This window comes from Mesorhizobium sp. B2-8-1, assembly GCF_006440955.1.
Taxonomy (GTDB): Bacteria; Pseudomonadota; Alphaproteobacteria; order Rhizobiales; family Rhizobiaceae; genus Mesorhizobium.
On sequence record NZ_VFTX01000007.1, the window covers coordinates 212817 to 227798 of the forward strand.

14 protein-coding genes and 1 pseudogene are annotated in these 14982 nt (G+C 61.3%); 10 read left to right on the plus strand and 5 right to left on the minus strand.

The features are described from left to right. Positions 1-13: 13 nt before the first annotated feature. A complete protein-coding gene (locus tag FJ428_RS19680; RefSeq protein ID WP_181167343.1) occupies positions 14-820 on the minus strand; it encodes a metallophosphoesterase in 807 nt (268 codons plus the stop codon). Positions 821-1178: 358 nt separating this feature from the next. Here FJ428_RS19680 and FJ428_RS30705 point away from each other — a divergent pair. Then, positions 1179-1723 (plus strand): annotated as a pseudogene (locus tag FJ428_RS30705) (glycerol-3-phosphate dehydrogenase); the annotation flags it as partial. A 92-nt stretch (positions 1724-1815) separates the two neighbouring features. On the opposite strand, the gene FJ428_RS19690 reads toward FJ428_RS30705, so the two are convergent. From FJ428_RS19690 to FJ428_RS19705, 4 genes are all read right to left on the minus strand, one after another. Continuing rightward, on the minus strand, positions 1816-2646 hold the full coding sequence (locus FJ428_RS19690) for an alpha/beta hydrolase (protein WP_181167344.1): 831 nt from the start codon (positions 2644-2646) through the stop codon (positions 1816-1818). A gap of 73 nt (positions 2647-2719) precedes the next feature. Beyond that, positions 2720-3400, minus strand: a complete 681-nt coding sequence (locus tag FJ428_RS19695) for a GntR family transcriptional regulator (protein WP_140498504.1) — start codon at positions 3398-3400, stop codon at positions 2720-2722. 81 nt (positions 3401-3481) lie between these two features. Next, on the minus strand, positions 3482-4462 hold the full coding sequence (locus FJ428_RS19700) for an aldo/keto reductase (protein ID WP_140879983.1): 981 nt from the start codon (positions 4460-4462) through the stop codon (positions 3482-3484). Continuing rightward, the gene (locus FJ428_RS19705) at positions 4459-5181 is read right to left on the minus strand and encodes a GntR family transcriptional regulator (RefSeq protein WP_181165366.1); all 723 of its coding nucleotides are present in this window, start codon (positions 5179-5181) and stop codon (positions 4459-4461) included. Before FJ428_RS19705 ends, FJ428_RS19700 begins: the two co-directional genes overlap by 4 nt. A gap of 149 nt (positions 5182-5330) precedes the next feature. Here FJ428_RS19705 and FJ428_RS19710 point away from each other — a divergent pair, with 149 nt between their 5' ends. From FJ428_RS19710 to FJ428_RS19750, 9 genes are all read left to right on the plus strand, one after another. Beyond that, complete coding sequence (locus FJ428_RS19710) at positions 5331-6110, plus strand: alpha/beta hydrolase (protein WP_181165367.1); 780 nt, start codon at positions 5331-5333, stop codon at positions 6108-6110. A gap of 17 nt (positions 6111-6127) precedes the next feature. Further along, positions 6128-6520 carry a carboxymuconolactone decarboxylase family protein gene (locus FJ428_RS19715; RefSeq protein WP_140498501.1) on the plus strand — a complete coding sequence of 131 codons (393 nt, stop codon included), beginning with the start codon at positions 6128-6130 and terminating at the stop codon, positions 6518-6520. Beyond that, positions 6517-7140, plus strand: coding sequence for an amino acid synthesis family protein (locus FJ428_RS19720; RefSeq protein WP_140879984.1), 624 nt, complete (start codon positions 6517-6519; stop codon positions 7138-7140). The genes FJ428_RS19715 and FJ428_RS19720 overlap by 4 nt, the downstream gene beginning before the upstream one ends. A gap of 101 nt (positions 7141-7241) precedes the next feature. Next, complete coding sequence (locus tag FJ428_RS19725; protein ID WP_181167345.1) at positions 7242-8753, plus strand: ABC transporter substrate-binding protein; 1512 nt, start codon at positions 7242-7244, stop codon at positions 8751-8753. 190 nt (positions 8754-8943) lie between these two features. Then, on the plus strand, positions 8944-9885 hold the full coding sequence (locus FJ428_RS19730; RefSeq protein WP_140513435.1) for an ABC transporter permease: 942 nt from the start codon (positions 8944-8946) through the stop codon (positions 9883-9885). Between the two features lie 72 nt (positions 9886-9957). After that, positions 9958-10698: an ABC transporter permease gene (locus tag FJ428_RS19735; RefSeq protein WP_224519143.1), complete on the plus strand. Its 741-nt coding sequence runs from the start codon at positions 9958-9960 to the stop codon at positions 10696-10698. Positions 10699-10711: 13 nt separating this feature from the next. Further along, positions 10712-12469, plus strand: a complete 1758-nt coding sequence (locus FJ428_RS19740) for a hypothetical protein (RefSeq protein WP_140558050.1) — start codon at positions 10712-10714, stop codon at positions 12467-12469. Positions 12470-12477: 8 nt separating this feature from the next. Beyond that, positions 12478-13236: a hypothetical protein gene (locus FJ428_RS19745; RefSeq protein WP_140625448.1), complete on the plus strand. Its 759-nt coding sequence runs from the start codon at positions 12478-12480 to the stop codon at positions 13234-13236. Beyond that, entirely contained in the window at positions 13233-14981 is a 1749-nt protein-coding gene (locus FJ428_RS19750; protein WP_140498494.1) for an ABC transporter ATP-binding protein, read from the plus strand. The genes FJ428_RS19745 and FJ428_RS19750 overlap by 4 nt, the downstream gene beginning before the upstream one ends. Position 14982: the final 1 nt, after the last annotated feature.

The following is a 14982-nucleotide window of genomic DNA, read 5'->3' on the forward strand; positions in this document are numbered from 1 at the left end:
TTGGGTAGAGGCGCTATCTCGGTGGATAGACCTCATGCACGACATCACCGATGAAAAAGGGTGTGAGGCCCGGAATTTCATGAGGCCGCACGGTGAAATCGGACCCGGAAAAGTCGTAGACGAGCACGCCCAAGGTGGCTTCTCCGGCCATCCCTTCCGGCTGCAAGTGCGCCTCGACGAGGAAGCCGGACGACGGCCCCCACAGGTACCGGACGCCGCCGAGTTGACGATCGTAGAGTTTGTGCAGGTGGCCGCTGGCCACGAAGGCCACGTCGTAGCGGCGCACCATGTCGAGCAGTTGCGCGCGAGGCTCGGGAGTGGGCGCCCAGTATCCAACGTCGCCTTCGGTCGGCTCGCCGATGAAGAGCGGGCGATGGGTGAACCAGCCGATCCGGCGCCCGGACGCTTCGCGCATGGCGTTTTCCAGCCACGCGATCTGCTCCGTTTCGGCCGGCTCGTCGCTGCCGAACAGCATCGAATCGAGTCCGATCAGGCGCCAGCCCTCGATGTCGCGATGCCACCAGTCCGGCCCGAAATGACGTCGCCAGCGGGCCAGGCGTTCTGCGTTGACTGGCTGATAGAGATGCTTGGGCTCGCCCACGTCGTGATTGCCCGGCACGGCGAGATAGGGCAGTCCGATGGAGTCCATCATCTCGGCGCAATAGCGCATGTCCTCCTCGACATCGGCGCCATCCACGGTGACGTCGCCTGTATGGATAACGAGGTCGGCATCGCTTTCCTTCAGCCAGTCGAGGAGCGGCTGGCTGTTGGCATGGAAGTGTCGCTTGCCAGGGCTGAGATGGGTATCGGAAATCTGCACTATTCGCGTCATCGGACGTTCTGGAACCTTTGCCGCGTCTCGCGGCGTTGATCTCGTCGTTTTGAAAAAAGCGCCTGAAGCCGGATGCACTCTTTCCCCTGCCTGTGAAGGTGTGACGACGACGCCGGATTTTTAGGTCCAGGACGCGGCGTCTCCCGCAGGAAAGGCTCACTCGGTTGAAACGGCTTGGACCGGCATATTGAACCTCCCATCGTGTTCTCCGTCCGATGCCCATTGTCAGGGCATTCTGAGGTGCGGAAAACTTCCTCCAGCATTTAATTGAAAAAAATTTCACAGCTTGATAAAAATATCAAGACAAAAATCGCGACCGTAGCCGCACCTCGAACTGCGGCGCCTAGAGGGTGCTGCCGAAGCGGTGCAGATCGACCAGACCGAGATCGAATGTTTGAGCGCGGCCGTGAACCGCTACTTCAAAGAGAAGCTGCGCCCCCAGGACTTGCTGTATGCGTTCTGGGGCGTGCGGCTGTTGTTCGACGACGGCAATGGGAACCCTTCGGCGGTTACGCGCGACTACGTCTTCGACCTTGACGAGACCGGGGACACGCCACTGTTCAATGTCTTCGGCGGCAAGATCACGACCTTCCGGAAATTGGCCTAGCGCGGCCCATCGCCTCGAACATATCTTTCCGCAGATGGGGGGCGACTGGACCGCGAGTGTGCCGCTGCCGGGCGGCAACATGCCGAACGCGGACTTTGAGCCTTCCGTCAACGGATTATGCGAAACATGGCCGTGGATGCCGCGCGCCCTCGTTCATCATTACCGGCGGCTCTACGGCACGCGGTCAGGAGGTGGTGGGCGCCACGGCTGGCATGTCCGACCTCGGGCAGCACTATGGCGGGCTGCTCTATGACTCGGAAGCGCGTTACCTGGTGGCGAGGGAGTGAGGGCGCACGCCCGAGGACATCCTCCCGCGGCATGGCGGGCCTCTTGGGACGACTTGCTGTGGGTCATAAGCTGGACGGTTTGACCGGCGCTAGCTGCCAAGCCAGTCCCGGACAACTCCATTGAATTCGCGTGGGCGATCGATCATGACCATGTGAGCGGCATTGGCGAAAATGTGCATGTCGGCTTGCGGCGCGCGTTCCAGCAGCTTGATGCCGCGCGCCACCGGCACGGTTTCGTCGCAGCCTGACCAGGCTATGAACAGCTTGGCCTGCATGGTGGGCAAATGCGGAAGGAGATGGTCCTCCTGGATCTGGGTATATTCGGTGTCGTCCTTTTTCCGGGCAGCCTGCTTGAAGCGCTCCAACTGACCGGACTCGCAGGCCAGGCGGTAGTTCTTTTTTAGCAGCTCCACGAACTCCGGCGGATTCTTCGTGCTTAGCCTCGCATTGGTTCGCAGAAAGTCTTCCTCGGTGTCGCATCCCTCGAGCACATTATACGCTGCTGCCGCTGCTGCCTGCCAAGCGTGGTCCTCATTTCCGCCGAGGCGCGGGGAGGTCGCACCGCTGCTCACGACGACCACCTTATCGACCAGACCCGGCTTTTCAACGGCGAGCATTGCCGCGATGAAACCGCCTTCGGAATGGCCGACGAGCGCGCATCGGGTAATGCCGAGCGCTTCGATGAAGGCTGAAACGTGATGCCGCCTTTCGAGGCGGGGAACGTGTTTCCCGTCCACCGGCGCATCCGAGAGACCGAAGCCGACCAGATCGGGCGCCAGCACCCGGAAGTCATGCGCGAGTGCCGGGATGGTGTTGTGCCAGGTGGACCAGGCATCGATCGCCAGTGACGAGCCGTGCAGAAGGATCACGGCCGGTCCGCTGCCAGCTTCGAAATAGCGCGTACGGATGCCGCCCGCCACGACATAATTCTCCTTCACCGTCGCCGCGGGTAGCGGCGGACGGGCGGCGTCTCGCGCTTTCAAGCGCCGCCGATCAGCTGACGGATTGGTTTTCAAGCTGTTCGATCATCCCGAGCGCGAACTGGGCGGCTTTGCGTACATGCTTTTTTGCAAGCCGCTCGGCATCCGATGCCCTGCGGTTCACCAGGGCGTCGAGCAGGGCTGCCAGCTCTTCCTGAGATGCCTTTCGCCGCTCTGCATCGGAAAGAGAAATCATGCGCAACTGTGAGGCCCGCATATGGATGCTGCGAAGCATCCGTTCCGCCTCGGAATTGTTCGCGCCCGCTATCAAGACGTCGTAGAATCTAGTCTTTGCAGCTATCATTTCGCGCGCCACACCGACGCGATAGGTTTCCATCAGCTCGTCATACACGCCCCGACAACGCGTGATATGATCGTCAGTCGCATTCTCGCAAAACAACCTGCATACAAGCGCCTCCAGCGCCTCGCGAAGGTCAAAAATGTCCTTCGCGATCTTGGGATCGACGACAGAGACGATAAGCCCCCGGTTGGGCAGGTTCGTGACCAGGCCCTCGTTCTCGAGCTCGCGCATCGCTTCCCTGAGCGACGTCCGTGAAACGCCCATGCGCTCGCAAAGCGTGCGCTCCACCAGCCGCTCTCCCGGCGCCAGTTCTCCGACGACGATGGCGTTGCGGATGGTATCGGCCACCTGCGTGTACAGGCGCGGCGGAGCATGGACTCGCAGATCATACACGGCGGATTTGCTCCTTTGAAACCTGCGCGGACGAGTGCAATGTCACAAGCATATCAGCTTACCGCAAGCATTGTGCTTCATTCAGTGGCCTGAGGCGTTCAGCGGCCGTGGCTCGTAGGCCCCGTCGATGCGGTCGATATGTTCGGGCGTAAGCACTATGTCCAATGCCGCGACTGCCTCGTCGACATGGTCTGTCGAGGTCGCTCCGAAGATGGGCGCGGTAATGCCGGGGCGCGCCAATGTCCAGGCGAGAGCCACCTGCGCCGGTGTCTTTCCGATGTCGGCGGCAACGGCAGCGACGGCTTCGTGCACGGCGTGGTCGCCGTCGCGGTGGTAATATCTCTGCGTATAGTCGTCGCTTTTCGTGCGCGCCGTCTGCTGGCCGGGATTGCGGCGGTCCGCGGCAAGGAAGCCGCGCGCGATCGGGCTGAACGGTATCAGGGCAACATCATCGTGGCGGCAGTAGGCAAGCAGTTCCCGCTCGCACTCCCGGTGAGCGGGATTGTATTCGCATTGCATCGAGATGAATGCCGGAAGGTCGCGTGCGCTGGCAGCCGCACGGCATTTTGCGAGTGTCCAGCCGGGCATCGTCGTGACGCCTACATAGAGCGCCTTTCCGGCGCGCACGATATCCGCCATGGCATCGACCAGTTCGTCGAGGTCGGTGTCCTTGTCCCAGATATGCGTCTGGAAGAGGTCCACGTGATCGGTTCCAAGGCGGACCAACGAATCGTCGATTGCCTTGAACAGGTGCTTTCTGGAGTAGCCGCGGCCGTTGCAATGCGCGGCCATCGGGTTTCCCGCCTTGGTGGCGATGACGAAGCTGTCGCGCGGCTGCTTGAGAACGAGTATCTGGCCGAGAATGCGTTCACTCTCGCCAGCCGAATAGAAGTCGCAGGTGTCGAAGAAGTTGATGCCGTGGTCGAGGGCGCGCGCAACGATCGGCGCCGACGCCTTCTCATCGAGCACCCAGGCCCGCCATCCCGCGGATCCGAATCCCATCGCGCCGAGGCATAGCCGGGATACCTTCAGATTGCTCTTGCCGAGCCTGACATAGTTCATGTGTCGATCCGTTGCTTGCGTGATGAGGATTTGGCGTTCTGCCCAGAGTCCCGCAGCAGCGACAGCGCGAAAGCCGCGGATCTTTCGACATACCCGCGCGTGAGCTTTTCGGCGAGGTCGGCATCGCGCGCGCGCAGCGCGTCGAAAATGCCGTGGAGCAAGGCCATCGTATTCCTGCGCCGTTCAGCCGAGGCGACGCGGGTGGTGACGGTGCGCAGATAGGTGACGCGGCCATGCAGGAGAAAGGTCATTTGCCTGGTGATGTCGTTGCCTGCGCCTTGCATGATGATGTCCCACACCGCGTCGAGCTTCTCGGCATGCTGCCTGGCAAGCTCGGAGGTGTCGGTTTCGCCTGCTTCCGAAATACGCCGCGCCAATTCGTCCATTTGTTCCTGGCTGGCCCGTTCGACAAACAGGCGCGCCATGGCCGATTCCAGGATTGCGCGGGCCTCGTAGATCTGCCGGACTTCCCGTTCCGACAAGCGGGTCACGAACATGCCCTTGCCGGCTACCCGAGTCACAAGCCCTTCGGACTCAAGCTGGCTCAGCGCTTCCCGAATGCTTGTGCGGCTTACGCCGGTCTGCTCGGCGAGCTTCCGTTCCACCAGCTTGTCACCCGGCTTGAACACTTCGTTGAACAACGCCTCGCGCAGCGTGACAACGGTCTGCTCGCGCAATGTCGGCGAATCCGCAATCGACCAGTCCGTCCATTCATGCATCGCGGCGTCCTCTCCCGTCGTTCCTTCCATGACAGCTACGCGTTCGACTCTTTCATCACAAGTAGCCGATTCAAATACGGTTGACCATATGCCTGTCTGTCGGTATACCAAAAAAATCGAGTTCGAACGAGGGACCTGGGATGGCGCCGATGCGCACCAAAGACGATCTCATCGCCTATGAGAGAAGCGGTAAGGGCCATCCTCTCGTGCTGGTGCACGGTGTCGGCGCCAACCTGCAAAGCTGGGAGGACGTCAGCCTCCAATTGGAGGGCAGCTTCGACATTATTCGCTCCGACCTGCGCGGTCATGGTCAGTCCGCGCACATCGATTCGGAATATTCCGTCGAGAAGTTTGCCGCCGATATCGTTCGGGTGATGGACGACGCCGGCGTGCGCAAAGCCCATCTGGTCGGCTTTTCATTGGGGGGCTTGATCGCGCAAGAACTGGCCTGTTCCTATTCGGACCGGTTTGAGCGCGTCGTGCTTCTTTCCGCAGTTGCGGGGCGCACCCCCGCCGAACGTGAGAAGGTTGTGGCGCGCCTGCAGATGATCCGCGACGGCGGTATGGACGCAGTCGTTGGTGCTGCGCACGACCGCTGGTTCACCAAGGAATTCGCCGAGCGCCATCCCGATGTGATCGAGCGGCGAATTGCCGAGCTCAAGGCTGTCCACGTGCCGTCTTACCTGGAGGCGTATCGGGTGTTCGGCCTGACCGAACTGGTGGATCGGCTTCCCGAGATCAGACAGCCAACGCTGGTGATGACGGGCGAATTCGATCAGGGGTCGAATGTCCGGATGGCCGAGACGATGCACCGGCTGATCCCCGATTCGGAATTACGCATTCTGGCCGGCCTGAAGCACAGCGTCCTGGTCGAGGCATCCAAGCTGGTGTCCGACCATGTCCGCGAGTTCCTTTTGCGTCCACGCTGAAAATGAAGGGAAGACGAATGAACGAGACGCTATTTGAGCGTGGGCTGGAGCGGCGCAAGGCGACGCTCGGCAGCGAATATGTTGAAAATTCGCTGAGCAAGGCAACCGAGTTTTCCAAGGGGTTTCAGTCATTTATCACAGAATATTGCTGGGGAACGGCCTGGGGTGACGACAGGCTGGATGCCAGGACCCGCAGCATGCTGAACATCGTCATGATTGCCGCGCTCAACCGCATGCATGAGTGGGAACTGCATTTTCGCGGCGCCCTTCGCAACGGGGTCACCCGTGACGAGCTGGACGCGTTGATAACCCATCTCACGATTTATTGCGGCGTTCCTGTCGGCGTCGAATGCCATCGCATCGCCAACCGCGTGCTTGCCGAACTCGCAGCCGGCGGAGTGGAAAAATGACTGGGGTCCTGATCCGCAAGATCGTCGATTTCGTCGAGGACACGCTTGTCGAAGGGGGGCGCGTCGCGCCGGTTCCGCTTCGCATGGCCGCCTGCGCGGCGGTAATCCGCAATCCCTGGGCAGGATCGGCATTCGTCGAGGACCTGCAGCCGCACATCATGGAGCACGCCAAGGCTCTCACGGATGCCCTCGTGCCTCGCCTGGTGGCGATCATGGGCGGTCCGGACAGGATAGAAGCGTTTGGAAAGTGCGCGGTGACCGGGACGGACGGCGAAGTCGAACACGCGGCCGGCCTGATCCACACGCTGCATTTCGGCAATGTCTTCCGCATCGCCGCTGGTGGCGATTCCTTTCTCCCGTTCACGAACAAGCGTGCCGGCGCCGGCACCGCGCTCACCGTTCCCTTGACCCACAAGGACGCTGAGAAGAAGGGAAGCCGCGCTCATTTTCTGACCGTGGAATTCACCATTCCCGACGCGCCTGCGCATGACGAGATCGTCATCGCCTTGGGCGCCGCGAGCGGCGGGCGTCCGCACCATCGCATCGGCGATCGGTTCAACGACATGCGGATCATGGGAGTCGATCAGGCCGGCCGGCCGCTGCCAGCCGAGAGCAAATGACGCGCAAGCCTCCGGGTCCTTGCCCGGAGGCCAATAACGGCAATGCCGATAATATCGGGAACTGAACCAACGGAGGATTTGTCATGGATAGAAGGCAATTTATGGCCGCCGTCAGCGGCTTCGCAATCGTGGCCTCTTTGCCGGCGGTAGCGCTGGCTCAAGATACCCAGCCGGTCACCGGCGGCACGCTCAACGTCGGCTTCATCAGCGACGTCCGCACGCTCGACCCGCTTCAGTCGTCGCAATGGACCGAGCGGCAGATCCTTTTCCTGATATTCGATACGCTTCTCGAGACCGAGGCGGACTTCTCCCTGAAGCCTGCCCTGGCGAAAAGCTGGGAGTTTTCGGACGACGGCAAGCGCGTGGTCCTGAAGCTGCAGGAAGGCGTGAAGTTCCATGACGGCACACCGTTCAACGCCGAGGCCGTGAAATGGAACCTTGATGCACGTCTCGATCCGAAAGGCAACTCATCGCAGCTCAAGTTGCTGGAAGGCGTCAAGAATGTCGAAGTGCTGGACGAATTCACCGTCGCCATCGACATGAAGGAACCTTATCCGCCGCTGCTGGCGCTGTTTGCCGACCGCGCAGGGCTGATGGCTTCGCCAGCTGCGGCCAAGAAATACGGCAGCGACGTCGGTTCCAATCCTGTCGGGACCGGTCCGTTCGTTTTCGGCGAATGGGTGCGCGGGTCACGCATCGCGCTCACCAAGAACGACAGCTATTGGCAGAAGGGAATGCCATATCTCGACGGCATCACGTTCCATGACATTCCGACGAACGTCGTCGGCATTCAGCGCATGGCCATCGGCGAACTGGATTTCATAAGCCAGCTTGATCCGTTGGATACGCGCCTTTCCAAGGCCAGCCCGGACATCGAGCTTGTGCCGTCGAAGGGTGGCGTCTGGTATTCCTACCAGTGGCGGTGGGACGCCGAGCCATATAACAAGCCGGAACTGCGCCAGGCCATTGCGCATGGCCTCAACCGCGACCGTATCAACCAGATCATATGGGCCGGACAAGGCAAGATTTCTGACAGCTTCACGCCAGACGGCCTGTGGTGGACCCCGACCGATCTGGTGCACTACGAATACGATCCGGAAAAGGCGCGCAAGATCGTGGCTGATTCCGGCCTGAAGGGCACCACCATCAAGCTTGCGGCGCCAAGCGGCGATACGCTGCGACGCTTTGCCGAACTTGCCAAGGAAGACCTCGACGCGATCGGCCTCAACATTGAGCTCGAGCCGGTCCCGCAAAGCGACTACTACGCCAAGGCGGTCTCCGGCGAGATACGCTTCACGCCGATGCGCTGGACGCAACGGGCGGATCCCGACGGCCTGATCCACTATCTCTTCTCCAGCAAAGGCACCGCGAACTCCACGGGCTACAAGAATGACCAAGTGGACAAATGGATCGATGAAGCGCGGGTAATTTCCGATCAGGCGCGCCGCAAGGAATTGTACGAAAAGATCCAGCGTCAGATTTCTGCCGATCTGCCTTACATGCCCGTCGGGTTCAGCATCGAATTCAACGCCATGCGCAACACCGTCAAAGGGTTCGCTCCGATGCCGGACGAGATCCCGCGGTTCCGTTACGTCTGGAAAACGCAGGCCTGATCTTCATGCTTTGCCGCGGCGCGCCGCGCCGCGGCTTCTGGCGCGGGTGGACCCGGTCCCGCCTGCAACCGGTAGAGGAACTTGATCGCCATTATGACCGCCGCCCATCGGATGTGCCCCAACCGCCCGCTTTGCGAGACGGGCGCCTCGGAGGCGTTTCTTCAATCCTTCGCGATGAACTGAGGCCGGCATGCTTGCGCTTGTACTTTCCCGCATAGCGATCATGGTTCCGAACGTTATCGTTCTGACGTTTCTGCTGTTCACGTCGGTGACGTCCTTTCTGGGGACGCCGGCGGCGATCATGCTGGGGGAGAACGCATCCCCTCAATCGATCGCCGAACTCAACGCGAAGCTAGGCTTCGACCAGCCCATCCTGTCGCGTTACTGGAACTGGATCAGCGCCGCATTGTCGGGCGACCTGGGCCGGTCTTATTCCACCCAACAGCCTGTCGCGCAAATGATCGCGGATGCCCTTCCTCTAACGCTTGAGCTGGCATCCTGGGCGATCCTCATCGCATTCCTGGGGGCCACGCTGATCAATTCGGCGACGTTCATGAAAAAGCTGGTGGACCGGCTCACCGCCGCCGTCAGCATCGTCGGCATCACCGTGCCCAATTTCTTTCTCGGACTGCTGCTGATCTACCTTTTTTCGGTTCAGCTCCGCTGGCTGCCGACGACCGGATGGTCGCCGTGGTCACGGGGCGCCGGGCAGCATCTCATCCACATGATCCTGCCCGTCATCACGCTTACGACCTTTTATTTCAGCTCCTTCACGCTCGTCTATAAAGCCGAATACCAGTCGGTGAAAGGCAGCCTCTACATCCAGGCCGCGCGTTCGAAGGGGCTGTCCGAGGCGCGCATTTCCTACCGGCACATTCTGCCCAACAGCATATTGCCCTTGATCACCTATGCCGGTCTTTCGCTTGGACAACTGGTTGGCGGCGCGGTCGTCACCGAAACCGTCTTTTCGATGCCGGGCATGGGCCGGCTTCTGGTGGAAGCGATCTCGTCCCGGGATTTTCCTGTCATGCTGTCGGTTGGAATGGTGATCATCGTCGGCGTGATGATCCTCAACCTTGTGGCGGACGTGACCTACAGCCTCGTCAATCCGCTCGTGCGAACATCGGCTTAGCATCCAATGAGAAAACTTCCATTCCGATTGGTCCTTGGCCTGACGCTTCTGGTGATCATCACTTTGATCGCGGTGTTCGCGCCCTTGATCGCGCCCCTGCACCCGACCGCCGCGACGGTAAACGTCCTCGGCCCGCCTTCGGCTGAAAACATCCTTGGCACGGATCAACTTGGCCGGGACGTGCTGTCGCGCGTCATCTACGGAACAAGGGTTTCACTGCAGGTAGGCGCTTCGGCGGCCATAGTGGCTGTGCTGATCGGCGCCCCCATTGGCCTGATCGCCGGATTTTTCCGTGGCTGGATCGATTTTGTCCTCGTCCAGATCATCGACATTTTCATCGCCTTGCCGGGGCTCGTTCTCGCATTGATCATCACCGCGATGCTCGGGCCATCGGTGGTCAACCTGGCGGTCACGCTGGGTGTCGTCACCGCGCCGACGGTCGCCCGGCTGGTTCGTGGTCAGGTCTTCGTCGTCCGGGAAATGGTCTTCGTGGAAGCTGCGCGCGCCACGGGCGCAAGCTCTTTCTGGATCATCCGCCATCATATCATGCCAAACACGATGCGCGTGGTGTGGGCGCAGTTCGCAATCAATGTGGCCTTCGCGATCTTCACCTCCGCAAGCCTCAGCTTCCTGGGGCTGGGCGTTCCTCCGCCGGCTCCGGATTGGGGCGGCATGGTACGCGACGGTTCGATGTTCCTGCCGATCCTGCCGCTGCTCAGCCTGGGGCCGGGCGCTGCCGTCGCCCTTACAGTTTTTACATTTTATCTTGTCGGGTCGAGCATGAACGAGGCCGCGTCCCGCAATGATCGCTGATTGGAACAGGGAAATGACGTCTAACCAGATCGAGCCGCCGCTGCCGGCATTCATAGAACAACGCCTGCAGGAGTTTGCCGGCCGGGAAGGTGCCCTGAAAGCGCGGCGATGGATGCGGCCGGCGGATGTTCTGATGCGTGTGGAGAACCTTCGCTGCTTCAAGGCTTCGCGCGTCAGTTTTGCCGACATGTTGTTGCGCAGGATCGTTCGCGAACGCTGGCAGATAAGGATGATCTCGGCGGAATGCGGCGATGACGGCGCGGCGAGATTCGTCTACCGGATCGACGCGGAAGGCCATTCCTTCTCCTATATTGCCCGAGCATATCCATGGGACGGAATCGAAAAAGTCGGACGCCGCTCCGATGGCGCGGACCGTGACATGTTCGGCGCGCTCTTCGTCAATCTTGCCAGCCAACAGCGTATCGAGCGGGAATTTGAAACGTTCGACATCAAGGCTGAAGGCCAGATGCGTACGGATTCGGATGTGGTCGGCTGGACCCCGGCCAATCGCAGCAGCCGGCATTTCGACGCCGTAGTCGAAGCACTGTCCCGCGGCGAACAGCCCGCCCCCGAGCTCGGCATCGCCTATCTCATGCGGAACGGTGGCTTTCAAAGCAGCGGCCGGAATGGCACGGTTTCCTATCCGGGCATTCCCGAGGGGCATCCGCTGGCGCACCCGTTCTTTGCGGATATCTTCGCCATCTACCTGGTGCGGCTCGTCTCCATCGATCTCGTCAATGCCGTGGCGCGGCGGCGCAATCCGGACGCAGCGCAGCTCGACATTTCGATCGCGCGCGGGCTTGGAATAGGCAACTCCTCAGGCCAGGGCATGTGCGTTGCCCTCCAGCGCTGGCCGCATTGGGTCGCCACATGGGTGACCGTACGCGAGGCGGCTCTTGGCTACGCAAAAAGCCTGCCGGTCGATGCGGGAAGCATTTCAGTTGTCCGCGGCTCGATAGAGAGCACCATCCGCATCTATGCGCAGACCGACCCACAGACGCAGGACTACGTGGTGGCCAACGAAACCATCATAGAGAACCTGACACGCATATCGGCAAGCCTGCGCGAAGGACAGTTTCGGTGCTGGGGCGACGTTGCTGCGCACGTCGCAGAAGTCATGGATGGCGAGACCAGTGAGCAGTTCCACAGCGTACTTCTCGACGTGGTACCGGACTTTTGTGACGCCATCGCGCCCTATTTCCAGATCGGCGCAGCCCGCAAGCGGCAATTGCAGCCAGCAATGACGGTCGCTGAATTGCGCGAGATCCTGCGCAGGAACTACGTCTGGGCTCTCACCGCCGACCGCACGCTTGCCGAAACCCATCAGCACTTCTGGTACCATTCGATCGACAATGGCGAACAAAGGCGCGGCGAGCGGGTCATCGACCCGCACGAGCGTTTCGAATCCTTCATCGATCATATCGGACTGATCCAGAGGCTGGCGGCGGTGCTGGTCAGCCGTGGTGACAAGGAGCGCGCCGGCGACGTCGTCCTCGACCATCCGGACTTGCATTACGCCATTTCGCGGGTGCAATATCTGGATGGCCTGCTCTATGCGGAAATACGCGATCCGCTCGCGCATCGCGATTTCGTCCCCGCCGATCTCATACGGTTTTTCCTTGCGTCGCTGGGCATTCGGGGCTCGACGCCGCTCAGCATCCGCTATGTGCGGGGGACTTTCTTCCAAGACCAGCCGCTGCCTTCGGAATTCCTCGAGCCTGACAGGCCGGGTTCCCGGGTTCGCAAGCATGAGAATGAGGTCGCCCTGTGAGCACGAGCATGTTTGTTGCCTATTCCGAACTGACTCGCGTCCTGCCGTGGTCGCTCAGGGCGCTGGGCTACGCGTTCGGAACCGCTGACCGGGGCGCTCATCTCGTCGCAACAGGTGCGGCGCTCGATCCGGCTATTCTGGATGAAATTCGCCAGGCGGGACCGCGGCCCTCCCATGGCTTCCGCTACCGGAAATCGAACGGGCTCACGATGCTGGACGCCGCCGGCGTTTCATTTCTGGAAACGGGACCTGCCGCGATCGATGCTCTCGCCGCGCATGCAGGCGGCGCCAAATGGGAAATGTGCCGGATATTGGCGGCGACCGAGCTGTCGCTTGTTCCGGCCACGCTGGTCGGTGCGATGGACTACAATCTCTCCTCTATCGGCATCATCGCCAGGGATGGAACCTTCGACTGGCTGTTGGCTGAACCCGACGCACAGGGTGTGCTTTATTCGGGCCGGGGCCGGGATGCCCTGGCGGCGCTCCTCGGTGAGGACACGGCGGTTCTGGAATCGATCGACGCCGCCGGGCTGACGCCGGGCTGCGCGCTTCTCATGGTCAGCGCCCGCAGGCCTGAACTGAAGGCGTCCGGGCACGTTGTCGTTCGGCCTCGGGAAAAGATCGCCATGGCGCACCAGAAGGGCATTCCCCTGTCGCGCGAGACGCTGGATGCGCTGTACGCGCTCGAAATGCTCACCTGGGCTCCAACTTCGGAGCGCTCTCGCTCGCAGGCGGGCTTCACTGTTGCACCGGCGCCAAACTCATGAGTGAACGGAAATCCGATCCAGTGGTCGAGGTAAAAGGCCTCAACGTCGCTTTCGGCAAGCATCAGGTGGTGCATGATGTCGATCTGGCCATCCATGCTGGCGAGACGCTGGCGCTTGTCGGCGAGTCGGGGTCCGGCAAGAGCGTCACCTCCATGACGATCATGGGACTGCTTTCCGGCAATACCCAAGTGACCGGTTCGGTCATCGTGGATGGCCAGCAAGTGGTGGGGGCGTCGACATCGACATTGCGGCGGGTGCGTGGCGGCATTGCCAGCATGATCTTCCAAGAACCGATGATGAGCCTGAACCCGGTTCTGCAGGTCAGCACCCAAATCAAGGAAATGCTGCGCCAGCATCGACCCTTGAGCGATGCCGAGGCGCGGGAGGAGGGCATCCGGCTTTTCGACCGCGTTCGCATTCCTGACGCGCGGCGGCGGTTCAATGACTATCCTCACATGTTCTCCGGGGGGATGCGGCAGCGGATCATGATCGCCATCGCATTGGCGTGCTCGCCGAAGCTGCTTATCGCCGACGAGCCGACAACAGCGCTCGACGTGACGATACAGGCGCAAATCCTCGATCTCCTGAACGAGGTCCAGCGCGATACCGGCACCGCGATCCTGTTCATCACGCATGACATGGGCGTAGTGGCCAACATCGCCGACCGCGTCATGGTCATGCACAAGGGACGCGTGGTGGAGACGGGAGCAGTAAAGGACGTTTTCGAGCGTCCGCGCGAGGACTATACGAGGATGCTGATCGACGCGGTCCCCCGCCTGGGGCAAGGCGTCGCCCGCTCCTACCGCGCGCCCGCCAAGGATGCTGTGCCGAAGCCGGTTTTGAGCGTGCGCAAGCTGGTGACCCGGTTCGACGTGCGTGGCGGGGCGATGCGTCGCAAGGTGGGGCGTCTCCATGCCGTCGAGGGTCTGAGCTTCGACATCATGCCTGGAGAAACGCTGTCGCTGGTTGGCGAATCCGGCTGCGGCAAGTCGACGACCGGACGCAGCATCCTGTTTCTCAATCCTCCGGATTCCGGCGAGGTGGTCTTCGACGGACGCACGGTGCGGCGCGACAACAGGTCCGATCTTTCGGATCTCCGGCGCAATGTGCAGATGATCTTCCAGGATCCTTTCAGTTCCCTGGACCCGAAGCAAAACGTCGGTGCGATCCTGGCGGAGCCCCTGCTATGCCATGGGTTGGCGACCAGGGCCAAGGCCCTGGACAAGGCGAAACATCTTCTGGAGCGTGTCGGCCTCGAACCGTCGATGATCACCCGTCTTCCGCACGAGTTTTCCGGCGGACAGCGCCAGAGAATCTGCATTGCGCGGACCCTGATGCTCGACCCGAAGGTCATTATAGCCGACGAGGCTGTCTCGGCGCTCGACGTTTCGGTAAAGGCGCAGGTGATCGACCTGCTGCTTGAGTTGCAGGAGGACCTGCGGTTGTCCTACCTCTTCATCAGTCACGACATGGCCATTGTCGAACGTGTCAGCCACCGCGTGGCGGTCATGTATCTTGGCGAGATCGTGGAGATCGGGCCCAGCCGCGAGGTGATAGGGAATCCGAAACATCCCTATACCCAGAAGCTGATGGCAGCGGTGCCGAACCCGGAGCCGGCCGCGGACAGGCACCGCTTGATCGGCAAGCCGGTGACGGAATTGCCGTCTCCCGTGCGGCCGCTCGATTTCATTCCGCCGAAGCGGCAGCCTCGCGCGGTCGGACCCGACCACTTCGTGATCGAGTGAC

Excerpts from the sequence above, each read along its gene's own strand:
- FJ428_RS19700 (WP_140879983.1), bottom strand. The coding sequence starts at position 4,462 with ATGAACTATGTCAGGCTCGGCAAGAGCAATCTGAAGGTATCCCGGCTA.
- FJ428_RS19705 (WP_181165366.1), bottom strand. The coding sequence starts at position 5,181 with ATGCATGAATGGACGGACTGGTCGATTGCGGATTCGCCGACATTGCGC.
- FJ428_RS19710 (WP_181165367.1), top strand. The coding sequence starts at position 5,331 with ATGCGCACCAAAGACGATCTCATCGCCTATGAGAGAAGCGGTAAGGGC.
- FJ428_RS19715 (WP_140498501.1), top strand. The coding sequence starts at position 6,128 with ATGAACGAGACGCTATTTGAGCGTGGGCTGGAGCGGCGCAAGGCGACG.
- FJ428_RS19720 (WP_140879984.1), top strand. The coding sequence starts at position 6,517 with ATGACTGGGGTCCTGATCCGCAAGATCGTCGATTTCGTCGAGGACACG.
- FJ428_RS19725 (WP_181167345.1), top strand. The coding sequence starts at position 7,242 with ATGGCCGCCGTCAGCGGCTTCGCAATCGTGGCCTCTTTGCCGGCGGTA.
- FJ428_RS19730 (WP_140513435.1), top strand. The coding sequence starts at position 8,944 with ATGCTTGCGCTTGTACTTTCCCGCATAGCGATCATGGTTCCGAACGTT.
- FJ428_RS19740 (WP_140558050.1), top strand. The coding sequence starts at position 10,712 with ATGACGTCTAACCAGATCGAGCCGCCGCTGCCGGCATTCATAGAACAA.
- FJ428_RS19745 (WP_140625448.1), top strand. The coding sequence starts at position 12,478 with ATGTTTGTTGCCTATTCCGAACTGACTCGCGTCCTGCCGTGGTCGCTC.
- FJ428_RS19750 (WP_140498494.1), top strand. The coding sequence starts at position 13,233 with ATGAGTGAACGGAAATCCGATCCAGTGGTCGAGGTAAAAGGCCTCAAC.